This is a genomic window from Pantoea sp. CCBC3-3-1 (assembly GCF_007981265.1).
GTDB lineage: Bacteria > Pseudomonadota > Gammaproteobacteria > Enterobacterales > Enterobacteriaceae > Erwinia.
Window position 1 is genome coordinate 1,149,979 of sequence record NZ_CP034363.1, and the last position, 17,587, is coordinate 1,167,565.

Consider the following 17,587-nt stretch of genomic DNA (forward strand, 5'->3'; position numbering starts at 1 on the left):
TAACTCTCAAACATCAGACTGTTTCTCTGGTGGAGGCAATGTGAAGTTCGAATTAGATACTACCGATGGGCGTGCGCGCCGTGGCCGCCTGGTCTTTGACCGTGGCGTGGTGGAAACCCCAGCCTTTATGCCAGTCGGCACTTACGGCACCGTAAAAGGTATGACGCCGGAAGAAGTGCAGGACACCGGCGCCCAGATCATCCTGGGTAATACCTTCCATTTATGGCTGCGTCCGGGCCAGGAAGTGATGAAGCTGCATGGCGATCTGCACGACTTTATGCAGTGGAAAGGCCCAATCCTGACCGATTCCGGCGGCTTCCAGGTCTTCAGCCTGGGCGATATTCGTAAGATTACCGAAGCGGGCGTGCATTTCCGTAACCCGATCAACGGTGACGCAATCTTCCTCGACCCGGAAAAATCGATGGAAATTCAGTACGATCTCGGCTCCGATATCGTGATGATTTTCGATGAGTGTACGCCTTATCCTGCCGACTGGGACTATGCGAAACGTTCGATGGAGATGTCGCTCCGCTGGGCGCAGCGTAGCCGCGATCGCTTTGATTCCCTTGAAAATAAAAATGCGCTGTTTGGTATTATTCAGGGCGGTGTTTACGAAGATTTACGAGATGTGTCGGTAAAAGGGCTGGTAGAGATCGGCTTTGATGGTTACGCTGTGGGCGGCCTGGCGGTCGGCGAGCCAAAAGAGGACATGCATCGTATTCTTGAGCATGTTTGCCCTCAGATCCCCGAGGATAAACCTCGCTATTTAATGGGCGTGGGCAAACCGGAAGATCTGGTGGAAGGCGTACGTCGCGGCATCGATATGTTCGACTGCGTAATGCCGACCCGAAATGCACGTAACGGCCATCTGTTCGTCACCGACGGCGTGGTGAAAATCCGTAACGCGAAGTATAAAGATGATACGACTACACTGGATGCGGAATGTGATTGCTATACGTGTCGCAATTATAGCCGTGCCTACTTGCATCATCTTGATCGTTGTAACGAAATACTGGGTGCGCGTCTGAATACCATTCATAACCTGCGTTATTACCAGCGCCTGATGGCGGGTTTACGCAAGGCCATTGAAGAGGGTAATTTGGAGCACTTTGTTACCGAATTCTATGCACGGACGGGCAAGGCGGTTCCGCCGTTAAACGTCTGATATTTAAACAATGAGGGAAAATTAATGAGCTTGTTCATGTCTGACGCAGTAGCTGCTGCCGCGCCATCTCAGAGTAGCCCGTATTCACTGATTATCATGCTGGTGGTGTTCGGTCTGATCTTCTTCTTCATGATCCTGCGCCCGCAGCAAAAGCGTGCGAAAGAGCATAAGAAGCTGATGGATTCCATTTCCAAAGGTGACGAAGTGCTGACTACCGGCGGTCTGGTTGGACGCGTAACAAAAGTAGCGGAAACTGGCTATGTGGCTATCGCACTGAATGATACGACGGAAGTTGTGGTCAAACGTGATTTCGTGGCTGCCGTTCTGCCGAAAGGTACGATGAAGGCGCTTTAATTTTTTGTTTTCCCTAAGGGAACTGCCGTGTTAAACCGTTATCCTTTGTGGAAGTACATCATGCTTATCGTCGTATTAATCGTCGGTTTGCTGTATGCGCTTCCCAACCTTTATGGTGAGGATCCGGCCGTTCAGATCACTGGTGCGCGCGGAAGCGCCGCCAGTGAGCAAACGCTGGGTCAGATCCAGACCGCTTTAAAACAAGAGAATATCCAGAGCAAATCTATCGCGCTGGAAAACGGCGCCATTATGGCGCGTTTTGCTAACGGTGACGTGCAGCTGCGCGCCCGTGACGCCATCATTAAAGTGCTTGGCGATGACTATGTCGTGGCGCTTAACCTTGCTCCAGCAACGCCAACCTGGCTAAGCATGCTGGCCGCAGAGCCGATGAAACTGGGTCTTGACCTGCGTGGCGGCGTACACTTCCTGATGGAAGTCGATATGGATACTGCTCTGGGTAAACTCCAGGAACAGAATATCGACAACCTCAGAAGCGATCTGCGCGATAAAAGCATTCCTTATACCAACGTTCGCAAAACGGATAACTACGGTCTGGAAATTCGTTTCCGTGACGGTCAGGCTCGTGACGACGCTGTCAGCTATCTGACCGGCCGCCATCGTGACCTGGTGATCGGCACCAGCGGCAGCAATGCTCTGCGCGCGGTGATGTCCGACGATCGTCTGCGTGAAGCCCGTGAATACGCGGTGCAGCAGAACATCACTATCCTGCGTAACCGTGTTAACCAACTGGGCGTGGCCGAACCACTGGTACAACGTCAGGGCGCTGACCGCATCGTAGTTGAGCTGCCGGGTATTCAGGATACGGCGCGCGCGAAAGAGATTCTGGGCGCGACCGCCACGCTGGAATTCCGTCTGGTTAATACTTCTGTCGATCCGAGCGCTGCCGCCAGCGGCCGTGTACCGGGCGATTCCGAAGTGAAAAACAGCCGTGAAGGCCAGCCCGTCACGCTGTACAAGCGTGTGATCCTGACCGGTGACCACATCACTGACTCCACGTCGAGCCAGGATGAGTACAACCAGGCACAGGTGAACATCTCGCTGGACAGCGCGGGCGGCAATATCATGTCCAACTTCACCAAGGATAATATCGGTAAGCCAATGGCTACGCTGTTTGTTGAATACAAAGACAGCGGTAAGAAAGATGCCAACGGCCGTGCGATTCTGGCGAAGCAGGAAGAGGTGATTAACGTCGCTAATATCCAGTCCCGTCTGGGTAACAGCTTCCGTATTACCGGCATCAATAACCCGAACGAAGCGCGTCAGCTGTCGCTGCTGCTGCGTGCTGGTGCGTTGATTGCGCCAATCCAGATTGTTGAAGAACGGACTATCGGTCCAACCATGGGTGCGCAGAATATCACTCAGGGTCTGGAAGCCTGCCTGTGGGGCCTGATCGCCTCAATCGTCTTTATGGTGGTTTACTACCGTAAGTTCGGCGTGATCGCGACCACCGCGCTGGTTGCCAACCTGGTGCTGATTGTAGGGATTATGTCCCTGCTGCCAGGCGCAACCTTAACCATGCCGGGTATTGCCGGGATCGTGTTGACGCTGGCGGTGGCGGTGGATGCCAACGTACTGATTAACGAGCGTATCAAGGAAGAGCTGAAAAACGGACGTTCCGTTCAGCAGGCGATTCACGAAGGCTACAGCGGCGCATTCTCCAGTATCATCGACGCTAACGTAACCACGCTGATTACCGCCATCATCCTGTACGCGGTGGGCACCGGTTCGATTAAAGGCTTTGCCATTACCACGGCAATTGGTGTGGTGACTTCAATGTTTACCGCCATTGTCGGTACCCGTGCCATCGTCAACCTGTTGTACGGCGGCAAACGCATCAACAAGCTGTCTATCTGAGGAGTGCGTTGTGGCACAGGACTATAGCGTTGAACAACTAAACTACGGGCGTAAAGTTCATGACTTTATGCGCTGGGATAAACTGGCCTTTACCCTTTCCGGCCTGCTGCTGATCGCCTCGTTTGTGATCATGGGCGTGAAAGGCTTTAACTGGGGTCTGGATTTTACCGGCGGTACGGTTATTGAAATTACCCTGGAGAAACCGGCGGAACTGGATACGCTGCGCGGTGCGCTGCAAAAATCTGGCTTTACCGATCCACAGGTGCAGAACTTCGGCAGCAGCCGTGACGTGCTGGTACGCTTGTCCCCTCATGAGGGCAATGCGGGTCAGGAGCTGGGCAACAAGGTGGTAAGCACCATCAACCAGGCAAGCCAGCAGAATGCCACCGTGAAGCGTATTGAGTTCGTGGGGCCGAGCGTGGGCAGCGATCTGGCGCAAACGGGCGGCATGGCGCTGCTGGCAGCGCTGATTGCTATCCTGATCTATGTGGGTTTCCGCTTTGAGTGGCGACTGGCGCTGGGAGCCGTACTGGCACTGGCGCACGACGTGATCATCACGATGGGCGTTCTCTCACTGTTCCATATTGAGATTGATCTGACCATTATCGCGTCACTGATGTCGGTTATCGGCTACTCGCTGAACGACAGTATCGTGGTATCGGACCGTATTCGTGAGAACTTCCGCAAGATCCGTCGCGGCACGCCTTACGAAATCTTCAACGTCTCGCTGACGCAGACGCTGAGCCGTACCATCATGACTTCCGCCACAACGCTGGTGGTGGTGCTGATGCTGTTTATCTTCGGCGGCGCGCTGCTGGAAGGCTTCTCCCTGACCATGCTGATTGGTGTTTCAATCGGGACCATCTCTTCTATCTACGTCGCGTCCGCGCTGGCGCTGAAGTTAGGGATGAAACGTGAGCATCTGCTACAGCAAAAAGTGGAAAAAGAGGGCGCAGATCAGCCTTCTATTCTGCCTTAATTTCAGGGTTGCCTGATAAAACGAAGGGCCGCTAATGCGGCCCTTTTTTTATCTACCGTTCCGGTCACACCGGTTCAGCGTCTATGGTGCCGCCTGCGGCACAGGGGCGACCACAATATCATGCACGCGAACATAGCCCAGCTGTTCCGGCTGTAAATTACTCAACCGCAGCGGAACCGTCACTTCGCTACGTGGCAGCAGAGACTCAGCCACGCTAAACGACTGGCTTTGACTGCCGGGCTGTAGCGGTTTTCCCGTCACCGGGTCGGCCTCGCCCCATTCAACCGTAGCGTTAAAGGCTGGCAATGAGTTTTCTGCCGCGGCACGGATATGCAGGATTGCACGGGTACCGTTTGCTTCACTTTCAATATGGCTTAGCGATAAACGGACATCACCCGCCTGGCTTTTCAGCACAACAGCCGTATTCGCGCCAGGTAATAACCATGCGCCCTGAGTTGAATTACTGTTCAGCATATTTTGCTGAGTCAGTGCAGTCGCCTGCTGGGTCAGCTGTTGCATTTCCGTGTTGAGCTTGCCCACCTGATTATTAAGCTTGTTAATTTCAGGCTGTTGTTGCGGGGAAGCACAGCTTGCCAGCAATACGCTTAACCCTAACAGAACCGACTTTTTCATTATTGCAGCCATCGCTTCGTCCGGTTTACTGAGGAATACGCAGTGTTTGTCCCGGATAAATTTTATCCGGATGCGTCAGCATTGGCTTATTCGCCTCAAAAATTTTGTTGTACTGGTTAGCGTCACCGTACACTGCTTTAGAAATACCGCTTAACGTATCGCCGCTTTTTACCGTATAGAATTTCGCTGCGGTCGCGTTCTCAGCAACGTTTACGTTATCCTCCACGGAGGTGATACCCGCCACGTTCCCGACCGCCACCAGGATTTTTTCTTTCAGCTCCTGCGAGATGCTGTCACCGCTCATGCTGGCTTTATCACCATCGACTTTCACATCAACCTTATCGCTGCCCGGCAGGCCAAGCTTGTGAATATAATCCTGCAGCTTTTTACTTTGATCTTCGCCAGCTCCACTGACCGAATCCCACAATTTCTCGCCAGCTTCTTTTACAAAGTTTAATAAACCCATATATCCTCCGGCTAATCCCTGTTTTTAAGACAAAAGTTACGCTTAAGCGTTTGGCTATTATAGCGGACAAAACCAACTCTTTCCTGGCGGAGCGCCAGGAAGGGATGGAAAGGCACTGAAAGCAAGGCAAAAGACCAGTGCGTTATTTAGTTGATCGTCACTTCGCGCTACACTGTGACTCAATTTCCAGAATTATCAGGAAGCATCATGCATTGCCCGTTCTGTTCTGCTGTGGATACCAAAGTGATCGATTCCCGCCTGGTGGGGGAAGGCACCTCGGTGCGCCGTCGTCGTCAGTGTCTGGTGTGTCATGAACGTTTCACCACCTTTGAAGTGGCCGAGTTGGTTATGCCGCGGGTAGTGAAAAGTAACGATATCCGCGAGCCTTTCAATGAAGACAAGCTGTGCAGCGGCATGATGAAGGCGCTGGAGAAACGCCCGGTCAATTCTGACGATGTGGAAAACGCCGTCAGTCATATCAAAAGCAAGCTGCGTTCCACCGGTGAGCGTGAAGTGCCGAGTAAAATGATCGGCGCGTTGGTGATGGACGAGCTGAAGAAGCTGGATAAAGTTGCCTATATACGCTTTGCGTCGGTGTACCGCAGTTTTGAGGACATCCGTGAGTTCGGCGAAGAGATCGCCCGTTTACAGGACTAAACCATGCAAGATGAAATCTGGATGGCGAGGGCGCTTGAGCTGGCCAGGCGTGGTCGATTTACCACGACGCCAAATCCTAACGTCGGTTGCGTCATCGTTCGCGATGGCGACATCGTCGGTGAAGGCTACCATTTTCGTGCAGGTGAACCGCATGCAGAAGTGCATGCACTGCGGATGGCTGGCGAAAAAGCGCAGGGCGCGACGGCCTACGTTACGCTCGAACCGTGCAGCCATCACGGACGTACGCCGCCTTGTTGTGATGCACTGATTGCTGCCGGCGTAAGCCGCGTTGTCGCCGCAATGCAGGATCCCAACCCAGAAGTGGCGGGCCGGGGCTTATATCGCCTGAAGCAGGCTGGGATTGACGTCAGCCACGGGCTGATGATGCAGGAAGCGGAAGCGCTGAACCGCGGTTTTCTTAAACGCATGCGCACCGGTTTCCCGTGGGTGCAGCTGAAAATGGGTGCCTCACTGGACGGCCGTACGGCAATGGCGAGTGGCGAAAGCCAGTGGATCACCTCTCCTGAAGCGCGACGAGACGTACAGCGCTTACGCGCGCAAAGTTCCGCCATTCTTACCACCAGCGCGACCGTGCTTGCTGACGATCCGGCAATGACCGTACGCTGGAATGAATTAGGCATGGATAAAGCGCTGTATGCTGAGGAAGATCTTCGTCAGCCGGTGAGGGTGGTCATCGACAGTCATAATCGGGTGACGCCAGCGCATCGTTTGATTAGCCAACCAGGCCAAACCTGGCTGGCCCGTCAGCAGGTCGATACGCTTAGCTGGCCGGAGAATGTCGAGCAATTTACCGTTCCGCTGCATAATCAGCAGCTGGACTTAGTTTCCCTGATGATGCTGCTGGGGCGTCGTCAGATTAACAGCGTTTGGGTTGAAGCCGGCGCGAAACTGGCTGGCGCTTTACTAACAGCGGGTGTGGTCGATGAACTGATTGTCTATCTGGCCCCTAAACTGCTTGGCGATGATGCACGCGGTCTGTGCCATTTACCTGAAATAGCACAACTTGCTGACGCGCCCGCGTTCACCTTCAGCGATATTCGTCAGGTAGGACCCGATTTAAGACTCACGCTGCTCCCTGAACATGCCGTTCGATGAAGCCGGCGTAAAGCCTTCATCTTGCAGGATGGCAGGCAAGACTGTACAAAAGCGGAAGCAGACCCGAAAAGAGTGTGATAGAATCCGCCCCCCTGCGGGGCCATAACAAAACCCTGAAAGGAAGATTATGAACGTTATTGAAGCTGCTGTTGCTACTCCTGATGCGCGCGTTGCCATTGTCATTGCGCGTTTCAATAACTTTATCAACGACAGCCTGCTGAGCGGTGCCCTTGATGCGTTGAAACGTATCGGCCAGGTAAAAGATGAAAACATCACCGTTGTGTGGGTTCCCGGCGCCTATGAAATGCCAATGACCGCACGTGCGCTGGCGAATGCCGGTAAACATGATGCTGTCGTTGCGCTGGGTACCGTGATTCGTGGTGGCACTGCCCACTTCGAATATGTCGCTGGTGAAGCCAGCTCTGGCCTGGCTAGCGTCGCTATGAACAGCGACATTCCGGTTGCCTTTGGGGTCCTGACGACGGAAAACATCGAGCAGGCCATTGAGCGCGCCGGGACCAAAGCGGGTAACAAAGGTGCAGAAGCTGCGCTGACCGCACTTGAAATGATTAACGTATTGAAAGCCATCAAAGCCTGATTTTAAGGGGAATTTCGTGAAACCTGCTGCTCGTCGCCGCGCCCGTGAATGTGCTGTCCAGGCGCTTTACTCCTGGCAGTTGTCCAAAAACGACATCGCTGATGTCGAATACCAGTTTCTGGCGGAGCAAGACGTCAAAGACGTTGATATCAGCTATTTCCGCGAGCTGCTGGGCGGCGTTGCAACCAACAGCGCGTACCTTGACGGCCTGATGAAGCCTTACCTGTCGCGCCAGCTCGAAGAGCTGGGCCAGGTCGAGAAGGCGATTCTGCGCATCTCGCTGTACGAGCTGAGCAAGCGTGCCGATGTTCCCTACAAAGTGGCAATCAATGAGGGCATCGAGCTGGCCAAAGTATTTGGCGCCGAAGACAGTCATAAATTCGTCAACGGCGTGCTGGATAAAGCCGCTCCGCATATCCGCCCCAACAAGAAGTAATCCTCCCAGGCCGGTTTTATCCGGCCTTCTCATTTTATATCTGGAACGCACCATGGCATGTGGCGAATTTGAACTGATCACGCGCTATTTTGATCGCGTAACAAGCTCCCGTCGCGACGTAGAGAAAGGCATCGGCGACGACTGCGCACTCCTCAATCTCCCTGACAAACAGACTCTGGCGATCAGCACCGATACACTGGTAGAAGGCGTCCATTTTCTGCGCGATATTCATCCTGCGGATCTGGGCTACAAAGCGCTGGCGGTGAACCTGAGTGATTTGGCCGCTATGGGAGCCGATCCGGCCTGGCTGACGCTGGCGCTGACGCTCCCGGAAGTCAATGAAGCCTGGCTGAAAGATTTCAGCGACAGCCTGTTTGAGCTGCTGGACTACTACAATATGCAGCTGATCGGCGGTGATACCACGCGCGGGCCGTTAAGCCTGACGCTGGGTATTCATGGCCTGGTGCCGCAGGGTAGGGCGCTGAAACGTTCCGGCGCGCGTCCGGGCGACTGGGTTTACGTTACCGGGACGCTGGGTGACAGTGCCGCAGGTCTGGCCTTGCTCCAGCATCGGATCAGGATTAACGATCCTGCGGTGCATGAAGCGCTGATCAAGCGTCACCTCCGACCTATGCCGCGAATTCTCCAGGGACAGGCGCTGCGTGATTTAGCCAGTGCCGCTATCGATATCTCAGACGGGCTGATTTCTGACTTAGGCCATATTTTGAAAGCCAGCGGCTGTGGCGCGCGGCTCAACCTTGAAGCGTTACCGCTCTCAGAAGTGATGAAAAAGCATTTCGACCCTGAGCAGGCAATTCGCTGGGCACTAAGCGGCGGAGAAGATTACGAGCTGTGCTTTACCGTCCCGGAAATTAATCGCGGTGCGCTGGATGTTGCTTTGGGCCATTATGGCGTGCCTTTTACCTGCGTGGGCCAGTTGGCGCCTCAGTCTGAGGGGATAGTGCTGTTGCAGGATGGCAAACCGGTAGAGATTAACCTGAAAGGATTTGACCATTTTGACGCGAGATAAAGACGTAGCGAAAAGCCGCCTGAGGATGAGTAATCCCTGGCATTTGCTGGCAACCGGTTTTGGTAGCGGCTTAAGTCCGTATGTGCCCGGAACGATGGGGTCGCTGGCGGCCATTCCTTTCTGGTGCCTTATGACCTTGCTACCGTCAGATATTTACTCGCTGGTGGTGATGTTCGGCATCTGCATCGGCGTGTATCTCTGTCATCGCACCGCGAAGGACATGGGCGTGCACGATCACGGCAGTATTGTCTGGGATGAATTTATCGGGATGTGGATCACGCTGATGGCAATCCCGGTTAATAACTGGCGGTGGGTACTGGCGGGTTTTGTGATTTTCCGCATTCTGGATATGTGGAAGCCATGGCCAATCCGCTGGTTCGACCGCAACGTGCACGGCGGGACGGGGATTATGGTTGACGATATCATCGCCGGTATTATCTCTGCGGGCATACTTTACTATGCCGGGCACCATCTGGCGCTGTAAGCGTTGAGCGTAACGCCTCCAGGCGTTTACCTGAAGGCGTTACGCTGTTGGTCGACACTATTCAGGCTGATACAAGATCCAGCCCGCTACACCGCCCGGGCCGCCATCTTTCGGGTGGTTATTGCCATCGGTGACTTTTACGGCAGGAAAATCAAAGGGTGACACCCCGTCGATGCAAGCCACGTTGACGCCATACTGTTCAGGATGAGATCGGCTCTGATGAAAGGTATAGATGCCGCAAACGGAACAGAAATAGTGGCCAACTTCCTTTGAGTGAAAGCGATATTCCGTGAGCGTCTCTTCTCCCTTACTGATGGCAACGCTGGACGCAAAAGCAACCACGGCACCACGCATACGGCAGAATGAACAATTGCAGCGCCGGACAGTATTAAAGCCATCAACCAGTTCGACCGTAAAAGCGACCGCACCGCAATGACACTGAGCGGATCTTTTTTCTGACATAGTTTCCTCCTCAGCGACGTCAGCCCTTATTCAAAACCCACCACAGGGTGTGGCTGATAAACGCTTTCCAGCTCAATTATCTCTTCTTTCGTTAACTCAACATCGACCGCTTTGACCAAATCAGCCAGTTGCTCCTGACGGGATGCACCGATAATGGGTGCAGTGACAACCGGTTTTGCCAACAGCCACGCCAGCGCAATCTGCGCCCGACTGACGCCCTTATCTTCTGCAATAGCCGCCACGCATTGAGCTATAGCGGCGTCATTGGCTTCGCTATTTTGATACAGCGTGCTGCCGTATTCATCGGATACGGAACGCGCGGTCGTTTCTCCCCACGGGCGGGTCAGACGACCACGCGCCAGCGGACTCCATGGCAGAACAGCAATATTTTCGGCCTGGCACAGCGGATACATTTCCCGCTCTTCTTCACGCTGGATCAGGTTGTACTGGTCCTGCATGCTGACAAATCGTGTCCAGTTATAGCGATCGGCAGTGTAAAGCGCCCTGGCAAATTGCCACGCGTACATTGACGAAGCCCCGATATAGCGAGCCTTACCGGCTTTCACCACGTCGTGCAGCGCTTCGAGCGTCTCTTCGAGCGGGGTGTTGTAGTCCCAGCGATGGATCTGAAACAGGTCGACATAATCGGTGCCGAGGCGCCGTAAGCTGTCATCAATGGACTGCATAATATTGGCCCGCGAAAGCCCACCGGACAGATTGCTCATTGGGAAGTAAACTTTGGTAGCAAGGACGATCTCATCGCGACGTGCATAGTCTTTCAGCGCGCGTCCGACAATCTCTTCGCTGCTGCCGTCAGAGTAGCTGTTAGCGGTATCAAAAAAATTGATCCCGGCCTCCAGCGCCTGCTTAATGAGCGGCCTGCTGCTCTCTTCGGGTAACGTCCACGAATGGCGGCCACGGTCAGGTTCGCCCCAGGTCATACAACCCAGGCATAAACGGGAAACGATGAGGTCGGTGTTGCCAAACTGAAGGGTTTTCATGCTTGCTCCTGCTATTGATGAAGGGCTTACCAGCCCGAGCTCAGTAAGCATAGCAGGAACGGCGCGCCCGAATGCGAACGCGCCGCTTTCGGCTTAAAGTGCGAGCCAGCCGGTAATCTGCTGTTCAATACCCTCAGCATCTAACTGATAATCATGGCGGATTTCGTCCTGCGTCCCCTGAGGAATAAACTCATCAGGCAGACCGATATTCAGCACGGGAACCAGCACGCGTTTCGCCATCAGCAGCTCAATCACGCCGCTGCCTGCACCGCCTTTAATTGCGCCTTCTTCCAGCGTGATTAGCGCTTCATGACTGGCGGCCAGTTCCAGAATCAGCGACTCATCCAGCGGCTTCACAAAGCGCATATCGACCAGCGTGGCGTTCAGGGATTCAGCAACGGCTTCGGCTTCCGGTAGCAGCGTACCGAAGTTGAGGATCGCCAGCTTTTCGCCTTCGCGTTTCGTCACGCCTTTACCTAACGGCAGCGAAGCGAGAGGCTGTAACTCTGCCCCCGTGCCGGTGCCTCGAGGATAGCGTACGGCGCTTGGCCCCTGAAAATAGTGATAGCCGGTATATAGCATCTGGCGACATTCGTTCTCATCACTTGGCGTCATGATCACCATATTCGGAATGCAGCGCAGGAAAGAGATATCGAAAGCACCCTGATGCGTCTGACCGTCTGCGCCGACAATACCGCCGCGGTCGATGGCAAACAGCACCGGCAGTTTCTGAATGGCCACATCGTGGATCAGCTGGTCATAGGCACGTTGTAAGAAAGTGGAGTAAATCGCCACAACCGGCTTATAGCCGCCAATCGCCAGGCCAGCGGCGAACGTCACCGCATGCTGCTCGGCAATGGCCACGTCAAAATACTGTGCCGGATATTCCCGTGAGAAGCTCACCATGCCCGAGCCTTCGCGCATTGCAGGCGTCACGGCCATCAGCTTGTTATCGTCAGCCGCGGTTTCGCTCAGCCACTGGCCGAAGATTTTGGAATAGCTCGGCAAACCTTCCGCTGCTTTGGGCAGCAGACCGCTGGCCGGATCGAACTTAGGCACCGCATGCCAGCTAATCGGATCTTTCTCTGCCGGTGCGTAGCCTTTGCCTTTTTTGGTCATTATGTGCAAAAACTGCGGGCCTTTCAGATCGCGCATATTTTTCAGGGTTTGCACCAGCGTCAGTACGTCGTGACCGTCGACCGGGCCAATGTAGTTAAAGCCCAGTTCTTCGAACAGCGTGCCGGGAACAACCATGCCTTTCAGGTGCTCTTCGGTGCGTTTGACCAGCTCTTTGATCGGCGGCAGTCCGGTCAGGACTTTCTTTCCGCCTTCACGCAGGCGTGAATAGGTTTTGCCCGAGAGGATCTGCGCCAGACGATTATTCAGCGCGCCAACGTTTTCTGAAATTGACATTTCATTGTCGTTCAGCACCACCAGCAAATCAGATTTGATATCACCCGCGTGGTTCATGGCTTCAAATGCCATACCCGCCGTGATGGCACCATCGCCAATCACACAAGCTGTCCGACGGCCTTTACCCTCTTTTTCAGCGGCTACGGCCATCCCCAGGCCCGCGCTGATTGAGGTGGAGGAGTGCCCAACGTTCAGTACATCGAACTCACTTTCATCACGCCACGGGAAAGGATGCAGGCCGTTTTTCTGACGGATAGTACCGATGCGATCGCGGCGTCCGGTCAAAATTTTATGCGGATAAGCCTGATGACCGACGTCCCAGATCAGATGATCAAACGGCGTGTTGTAGACATAATGCAGCGCAACGGTCAGTTCCACTACGCCCAGACCCGAAGCAAAATGTCCGCTGGAGCGGCTGACGCTGTCGAGTAAATACTGGCGAAGCTCATCACAGAGTTTTGGCAGGCTCTCTTTAGGCAGCGAACGTAATTCCTGAACCGAACTGGCCAGCGCCAGCGTCGGATATTTTGCAGTATCAAAACTCATCAGAGACTCATTGTGGAAGTTATTTATTGCGTTCAATGATGTAACTTGAAAGCAGCTGTAATGATGTTGTATCAAAGCCTTGCGCGGCAAGGGATTTCAGTGCGCTGAGTGACTCCTGGTAGAGGTCCCACGCTTTTTCCCGGGCGCTTTCGAGTCCCATCAAGGCCGGGTAAGTACTTTTTCCAAGGTGCTGATCGGCTCCCTGCCGTTTGCCGATGATGGCGGTATCACCCACTACATCAAGAATATCGTCCTGCACCTGGAACGCCAGGCCTATTGCGTTGGCGTATCGATTCAGTTCCGGTAATGCGCTACGGCCGCGTTCACCGGCGGCCAGCGCCCCCAAACGAACCGCAGAGCGGATTAGCGCGCCGGTTTTATGTCGATGAATTTGTTCGAGCGCACTCAGATCGATTTGTTGGCCTTCCGCCGCCAGATCCAGCGCCTGACCGCCGCACATGCCTGCTACGCCGCTGGCCTGGGCCAGTTCAGAAATCATAGCAATACGATCTTCGGCAGTCACGCCGGGCATCGGCGTATCGGCAAGTATAGTGAAAGCCAGGGTTTGCAACGCATCCCCCGCTAATATAGCCGTATCTTCGCCAAATTTAATATGGCAGGTAGGCTGACCACGGCGCAGGCTGTCGTCATCCATTGCTGGCAGATCGTCATGAATCAGGGAATAGGCATGAATACATTCCACCGCGGCGGCAGGTGCGTCAAGCGCGGCGCTGTCGGCATGCAGCATTTCACCGGTAGCATACACCAGGAACGGACGCAGACGCTTGCCGCCTAATAATGCACCATATTCCATTGCCTGGACCAGAGGAGAACTCTGAAACGGCAAGGGTGCGATAAAACGTTGTAAAGCCTGATTAACGCGTGCGTAGTGCGCGGTAAGGAGGGCAGTAAAATCCATCAGTCATTTTCCGGCGTAAAAGGCTGCAGGTCGGCATTTTTATCATCACTCAACAAAATCTGCACGCGTTGTTCCGCCTGCTGCAATTTTTGTTGGCCCTGACGCGCCAGCTGTACGCCGCGTTCAAATTCATTGAGCGCCTCTTCCAGCGGCAGTTCACCGCTCTCAAGACGGGAAACAATCTGCTCCAGCTGGGCCAGTGAGGTTTCAAAGCTGGCTGGCTGTTCGGCTTTTTTCGGCATAATCGTTATCGGCTCAGTTATGTTTTTTTTCTGTGAAGTTGTCCATGGTAGCCGACTCGAAATGATTAGCAAAATAATGATGCCCATAACAGATGAAGAAGCAGTCGTCGTACGGATGTGATACAATCACGCCCCCCGGATGTAAAGGGCGCAAGCTACTTTGCAATACTATGATTTTACCCGCTAAGTGCCCTCTGTTTTCAGCACTTATCTTGCCCGTTGAGCCCGTGTCGCCATGAAGTTTATCATTAAGCTGTTTCCTGAAATTACGATTAAGAGCCAGTCTGTACGCCTGCGTTTTATTAAAATGCTGACCACCAATATCCGTAACGTGCTGAAGCTTTGCGATGACACGCTGGCCATTGTACGTCACTGGGACCATATTGAAGTTCGCTCGAAAAACGAAGCCGAGCGAGCGATGATCATCGACGAGCTGTCGCGCATTCCCGGTATTCACCACGTGCTGGAAGTCGAAGATCGCCCATACACGGATATGCATAACATTTTTGAGCAGACGCTGGAGCTGAATCGCGAGCGAATTGAAGGAAAGACCTTTGCTGTACGCGTTAAGCGCCGTGGTAAGCATGAGTTCAGCTCTCAGGACGTTGAGCGCTATGTCGGCGGCGGGCTGAACCAGCACGTTGAAACTGCGCAGGTGAAGCTTAATCATCCGCAGGTTACGGTCAATCTGGAGATTGAAAACGATCGTCTGCTGCTTATTACCGGCCGTTACGCCGGGATTGGCGGTTTCCCTGTCGGCAGCCAGGAGGAAGTGCTTTCCCTGATTTCCGGCGGCTTTGACTCGGGCGTTTCCAGCTATATGCTGATGCGTCGCGGCAGCCGCGTGCATTACTGCTTCTTTAACCTTGGCGGTGCCGCTCATGAAATCGGCGTCCGTCAGGTGGCGCATTACCTTTGGCACCGTTTTGGTCGCTCGCACAAAGTGCGTTTTGTCACGATTAACTTTGAGCCGGTAGTGGGCGAAATCCTTGAGAAAGTGGAAGACGGCCAGATGGGCGTCGTGCTGAAGCGAATGATGGTTCGCGCGGCATCGAAAATTGCCGAACGTTACGGCGTCCAGGCGCTGGTGACCGGTGAAGCGCTGGGCCAGGTTTCCAGCCAGACGCTGACCAACCTGCGTCTGATTGATAATGCGTCAGATACGCTGATCCTGCGTCCACTGATTTCTCATGATAAAGAGCACATCATCAATATTGCCCGCGAGATTGGTACGGAAGATTTCGCCCGCACCATGCCGGAATACTGCGGCGTCATTTCAAAAAGCCCAACGGTCAAAGCGGTGAAGGCGAAGATTGAAGCGGAAGAGCAGAACTTCGATTTTGCGATTCTGGATAACGCGGTGGAAGAAGCCACGAACGTTGATATCCGTCAGATTGCGGAAGAAACCGAACAGGAAGTGGTGGAAGTGGAAACCGTTGTTTCCTTTAGCGAAAACGATGTGGTGCTGGATATCCGCTCGCCGGACGAACAGGACGATCGTCCTCTTGAGCTGAATGGTGTGGAAGTGAAAGGTATGCCGTTCTACAAGCTCAGCACCCACTTCGGCGATCTCGACCAGAGCAAAACCTGGCTCCTGTACTGCGATCGCGGCGTGATGAGCCGTTTACAGGCGCTCTATCTGCACGAACAGGGCTTTTCGAACGTGAAGATTTACCGTCCGTAATTAAACGGGGGCGAACGATCGCCCCCGTTTTTTCGTGTTACTCAACCCATTCGCGATAGTCAAAGATGCCGGCAGCCAGCACCAGCTGCTTCGCCACTTCATGCGCCTTTTCTTTACCGACCAGCAGGTCGATCAGCTTCAGGGCAAAATCGATAGCCGTCCCCGGTGCCTGGCTGGTTAGCAGGTTAACGCGCGGATCCCATACCACACGTTTATCCATCCACTTGTTTTCGGGAATGGTTTCTTTCAGACCCGGGAAGCCTGTCATATTGCCTACCGGAAACAGATTATGTGGTACGAGAACCGTACCCGCCGCCGCGCAAATCGCAGCGACAATGCGGCCGGAAAGATGGAACTGACGTACCGTTTCTACCAGCAGCGGGCTGTCACGAAACGCTTCTGCGCCTTTCAGCCCTCCCGGCAGAACGATGGCGGCAAAGTCATTGTCCGCGACATCGACCAGCGGCGCATCTGCCAGCAGCCTGACGCCTCGCGAGCAGACAATCTCTTTGCTGCCGTCATCGGTGACGCTGGCTGTTGTGACGCTCAGGCCACCGCGCACCAACAGATCGATTGTGGTAACGGCTTCCGTTTCCTCACTGCCATGTGCCAGGCAAACCAGTACCGATGGGTTCACGCTCATAATCTTGTTCCTTACGCTTAATCATTTCATAAAGTCGGCTGTTTTCCGGCGTGGACAACCCTTGTGCCCGCGCGCGCCGGATGACATAGCCTGTAATGTAATCAATTTCCGTACGCCGTTGGGCGCGAATATCCTGTAGCATCGACGAGGTGTTGGCTGCGGTCGCGCTAATCACTTCATGCACGTAGTCTAACAGTGCGTCGCGGGAAGTATGCTGACCTTCACGCTCCATCACCATCGCCACTTCATCACAAAGCACGGCGACCTCATCGTCATGATTGAGCAGCTCGCCGTTCGTACAGTCATACTGCACCGTCAGCGGGTTGATGACGCAGTTAACCGCCAGCTTTTGCCAGGCCGCAGAGGCCACGTTATTGTGCCAGGCAACGTCCGGTAACGCCTGCTGTAGCACCTCGGCCAGTTCACTCAGTTCGGCACTGGCGGGCGAGGTGGGGCCTATATGCGTGATCCCGGCGGCGACGTGCACAATCACCGTGCCGTCACGTTTCGCTGCGTGCGTGGTAATTCCGCGCAGCAGAGGCTGTTGAAGCGATTTCAGCTCATCCAGCGTCCCCATACCGTTATGCAGCAATAAAATGGGGCAGTCCTCACGCAAAATAAACTGCAGGTTTTTTACGGCTTCGGAGACCTGCCAGGCTTTCAGCGTCACCAGCAGTAAATCGCTCTGCGCTAAAAAGTGGGGATCGTTGGCAATATAGGTTTTATTGACCGTTGCGCCATCCAGACCCGTAACGTTAACGGAGCAGTAAGGTTGCGGCACCCGCAGCCAGCCCTGGACCTCATTGCCCCGGGCATCGAGAGCAGCAAGCCAGATCTGCCCTAATGCACCGCATCCCAATACGGTAATTTTCATTCATCCTCCC

The 17,587-nt window shown here is 54.2% G+C and carries 20 protein-coding genes; 11 read left to right on the plus strand and 9 right to left on the minus strand.

What is annotated here, in order from left to right; translation table 11 throughout:
• Positions 1–40: 40 nt before the first annotated feature.
• The 4 genes from tgt to secF are packed head-to-tail and all read left to right on the plus strand — an operon-like array spanning position 41 to position 4,373.
• Positions 41–1,165: a tRNA guanosine(34) transglycosylase Tgt gene (gene tgt / locus EHV07_RS05205; protein ID WP_147195736.1), complete on the plus strand. Its 1,125-nt coding sequence runs from the start codon at positions 41–43 to the stop codon at positions 1,163–1,165.
• Between the two features lie 24 nt (positions 1,166–1,189).
• Positions 1,190–1,519 carry a preprotein translocase subunit YajC gene (gene yajC, locus EHV07_RS05210; protein ID WP_147195738.1) on the plus strand — a complete coding sequence of 110 codons (330 nt, stop codon included), beginning with the start codon at positions 1,190–1,192 and terminating at the stop codon, positions 1,517–1,519.
• Positions 1,520–1,546: 27 nt separating this feature from the next.
• Positions 1,547–3,394, plus strand: a complete 1,848-nt coding sequence (secD, locus tag EHV07_RS05215) for a protein translocase subunit SecD (RefSeq protein WP_147195740.1) — start codon at positions 1,547–1,549, stop codon at positions 3,392–3,394.
• 10 nt (positions 3,395–3,404) lie between these two features.
• On the plus strand, positions 3,405–4,373 hold the full coding sequence (secF, locus tag EHV07_RS05220) for a protein translocase subunit SecF (protein ID WP_147195742.1): 969 nt from the start codon (positions 3,405–3,407) through the stop codon (positions 4,371–4,373).
• An 81-nt stretch (positions 4,374–4,454) separates the two neighbouring features.
• On the opposite strand, the gene EHV07_RS05225 is transcribed toward secF, so the two are convergent.
• Positions 4,455–5,006 (minus strand): DUF3251 domain-containing protein, encoded by a 552-nt coding sequence (locus EHV07_RS05225; protein ID WP_254446309.1) that lies wholly within the window; start codon positions 5,004–5,006, stop codon positions 4,455–4,457.
• A gap of 25 nt (positions 5,007–5,031) precedes the next feature.
• Positions 5,032–5,472, minus strand: coding sequence for a peptidoglycan-binding protein LysM (lysM, locus tag EHV07_RS05230; RefSeq protein ID WP_147195747.1), 441 nt, complete (start codon positions 5,470–5,472; stop codon positions 5,032–5,034).
• Positions 5,473–5,679: 207 nt separating this feature from the next.
• Between lysM and nrdR the strand changes: the two genes are divergently transcribed.
• The 6 genes from nrdR to pgpA all read left to right on the plus strand — a co-directional run bounded on the left by nrdR (position 5,680) and on the right by pgpA (position 9,793).
• Entirely contained in the window at positions 5,680–6,129 is a 450-nt protein-coding gene (gene nrdR / locus EHV07_RS05235) for a transcriptional regulator NrdR (protein ID WP_147195749.1), read from the plus strand.
• 3 nt (positions 6,130–6,132) lie between these two features.
• Complete coding sequence (gene ribD, locus EHV07_RS05240) at positions 6,133–7,245, plus strand: bifunctional diaminohydroxyphosphoribosylaminopyrimidine deaminase/5-amino-6-(5-phosphoribosylamino)uracil reductase RibD (protein ID WP_147195751.1); 1,113 nt, start codon at positions 6,133–6,135, stop codon at positions 7,243–7,245.
• Positions 7,246–7,372: 127 nt separating this feature from the next.
• Positions 7,373–7,843: a 6,7-dimethyl-8-ribityllumazine synthase gene (gene ribE / locus EHV07_RS05245; protein WP_067705215.1), complete on the plus strand. Its 471-nt coding sequence runs from the start codon at positions 7,373–7,375 to the stop codon at positions 7,841–7,843.
• A 16-nt stretch (positions 7,844–7,859) separates the two neighbouring features.
• Positions 7,860–8,279 carry a transcription antitermination factor NusB gene (gene nusB / locus EHV07_RS05250; protein ID WP_147195753.1) on the plus strand — a complete coding sequence of 140 codons (420 nt, stop codon included), beginning with the start codon at positions 7,860–7,862 and terminating at the stop codon, positions 8,277–8,279.
• A 52-nt stretch (positions 8,280–8,331) separates the two neighbouring features.
• On the plus strand, positions 8,332–9,309 hold the full coding sequence (gene thiL / locus EHV07_RS05255; protein WP_147195755.1) for a thiamine-phosphate kinase: 978 nt from the start codon (positions 8,332–8,334) through the stop codon (positions 9,307–9,309).
• Positions 9,287–9,793 carry a phosphatidylglycerophosphatase A gene (gene pgpA / locus EHV07_RS05260; RefSeq protein ID WP_147195757.1) on the plus strand — a complete coding sequence of 169 codons (507 nt, stop codon included), beginning with the start codon at positions 9,287–9,289 and terminating at the stop codon, positions 9,791–9,793. Before thiL ends, pgpA begins: the two co-directional genes overlap by 23 nt.
• 57 nt (positions 9,794–9,850) lie before the next feature.
• On the opposite strand, the gene EHV07_RS05265 is transcribed toward pgpA, so the two are convergent.
• The 5 genes from EHV07_RS05265 to xseB all read right to left on the minus strand — a co-directional run bounded on the left by EHV07_RS05265 (position 9,851) and on the right by xseB (position 14,376).
• Positions 9,851–10,255, minus strand: a complete 405-nt coding sequence (locus tag EHV07_RS05265) for a GFA family protein (RefSeq protein ID WP_147195759.1) — start codon at positions 10,253–10,255, stop codon at positions 9,851–9,853.
• A 26-nt stretch (positions 10,256–10,281) separates the two neighbouring features.
• A complete protein-coding gene (locus EHV07_RS05270) occupies positions 10,282–11,256 on the minus strand; it encodes an aldo/keto reductase (protein WP_147195761.1) in 975 nt (324 codons plus the stop codon).
• 93 nt (positions 11,257–11,349) lie between these two features.
• Positions 11,350–13,215, minus strand: a complete 1,866-nt coding sequence (gene dxs / locus EHV07_RS05275; protein WP_147195763.1) for a 1-deoxy-D-xylulose-5-phosphate synthase — start codon at positions 13,213–13,215, stop codon at positions 11,350–11,352.
• A gap of 19 nt (positions 13,216–13,234) precedes the next feature.
• Positions 13,235–14,134 carry a (2E,6E)-farnesyl diphosphate synthase gene (gene ispA / locus EHV07_RS05280; protein ID WP_147195765.1) on the minus strand — a complete coding sequence of 300 codons (900 nt, stop codon included), beginning with the start codon at positions 14,132–14,134 and terminating at the stop codon, positions 13,235–13,237.
• Positions 14,134–14,376, minus strand: coding sequence for an exodeoxyribonuclease VII small subunit (xseB, locus tag EHV07_RS05285; RefSeq protein WP_147195767.1), 243 nt, complete (start codon positions 14,374–14,376; stop codon positions 14,134–14,136). Before xseB ends, ispA begins: the two co-directional genes overlap by 1 nt.
• Positions 14,377–14,611: 235 nt before the next feature.
• Between xseB and thiI the strand changes: the two genes are divergently transcribed.
• Complete coding sequence (gene thiI / locus EHV07_RS05290) at positions 14,612–16,060, plus strand: tRNA uracil 4-sulfurtransferase ThiI (protein ID WP_147195769.1); 1,449 nt, start codon at positions 14,612–14,614, stop codon at positions 16,058–16,060.
• 37 nt (positions 16,061–16,097) lie between these two features.
• Here the strand turns inward: thiI and yajL are convergent, their stop codons facing one another.
• Together yajL and panE are read right to left on the minus strand one after the other, a co-directional pair.
• Positions 16,098–16,703 (minus strand): protein deglycase YajL, encoded by a 606-nt coding sequence (gene yajL / locus EHV07_RS05295; protein WP_147195771.1) that lies wholly within the window; start codon positions 16,701–16,703, stop codon positions 16,098–16,100.
• Positions 16,657–17,577, minus strand: coding sequence for a 2-dehydropantoate 2-reductase (gene panE / locus EHV07_RS05300; RefSeq protein ID WP_147195773.1), 921 nt, complete (start codon positions 17,575–17,577; stop codon positions 16,657–16,659). Before panE ends, yajL begins: the two co-directional genes overlap by 47 nt.
• Between the last annotated feature and the right edge of the window lie 10 nt (positions 17,578–17,587).

Coding starts and splice junctions, on each gene's coding strand:
- yajL (WP_147195771.1), bottom strand. CDS start 16,703: ATGAGCGTGAACCCATCGGTACTGGTTTGCCTGGCACATGGCAGTGAG.
- panE (WP_147195773.1), bottom strand. CDS start 17,577: ATGAAAATTACCGTATTGGGATGCGGTGCATTAGGGCAGATCTGGCTT.
- yajC (WP_147195738.1), top strand. CDS start 1,190: ATGAGCTTGTTCATGTCTGACGCAGTAGCTGCTGCCGCGCCATCTCAG.
- EHV07_RS05225 (WP_254446309.1), bottom strand. CDS start 5,006: ATGAAAAAGTCGGTTCTGTTAGGGTTAAGCGTATTGCTGGCAAGCTGT.
- thiI (WP_147195769.1), top strand. CDS start 14,612: ATGAAGTTTATCATTAAGCTGTTTCCTGAAATTACGATTAAGAGCCAG.
- thiL (WP_147195755.1), top strand. CDS start 8,332: ATGGCATGTGGCGAATTTGAACTGATCACGCGCTATTTTGATCGCGTA.
- ispA (WP_147195765.1), bottom strand. CDS start 14,134: ATGGATTTTACTGCCCTCCTTACCGCGCACTACGCACGCGTTAATCAG.
- ribD (WP_147195751.1), top strand. CDS start 6,133: ATGCAAGATGAAATCTGGATGGCGAGGGCGCTTGAGCTGGCCAGGCGT.
- lysM (WP_147195747.1), bottom strand. CDS start 5,472: ATGGGTTTATTAAACTTTGTAAAAGAAGCTGGCGAGAAATTGTGGGAT.
- EHV07_RS05270 (WP_147195761.1), bottom strand. CDS start 11,256: ATGAAAACCCTTCAGTTTGGCAACACCGACCTCATCGTTTCCCGTTTA.
- xseB (WP_147195767.1), bottom strand. CDS start 14,376: ATGCCGAAAAAAGCCGAACAGCCAGCCAGCTTTGAAACCTCACTGGCC.
- dxs (WP_147195763.1), bottom strand. CDS start 13,215: ATGAGTTTTGATACTGCAAAATATCCGACGCTGGCGCTGGCCAGTTCG.
- ribE (WP_067705215.1), top strand. CDS start 7,373: ATGAACGTTATTGAAGCTGCTGTTGCTACTCCTGATGCGCGCGTTGCC.
- EHV07_RS05265 (WP_147195759.1), bottom strand. CDS start 10,255: ATGTCAGAAAAAAGATCCGCTCAGTGTCATTGCGGTGCGGTCGCTTTT.
- nrdR (WP_147195749.1), top strand. CDS start 5,680: ATGCATTGCCCGTTCTGTTCTGCTGTGGATACCAAAGTGATCGATTCC.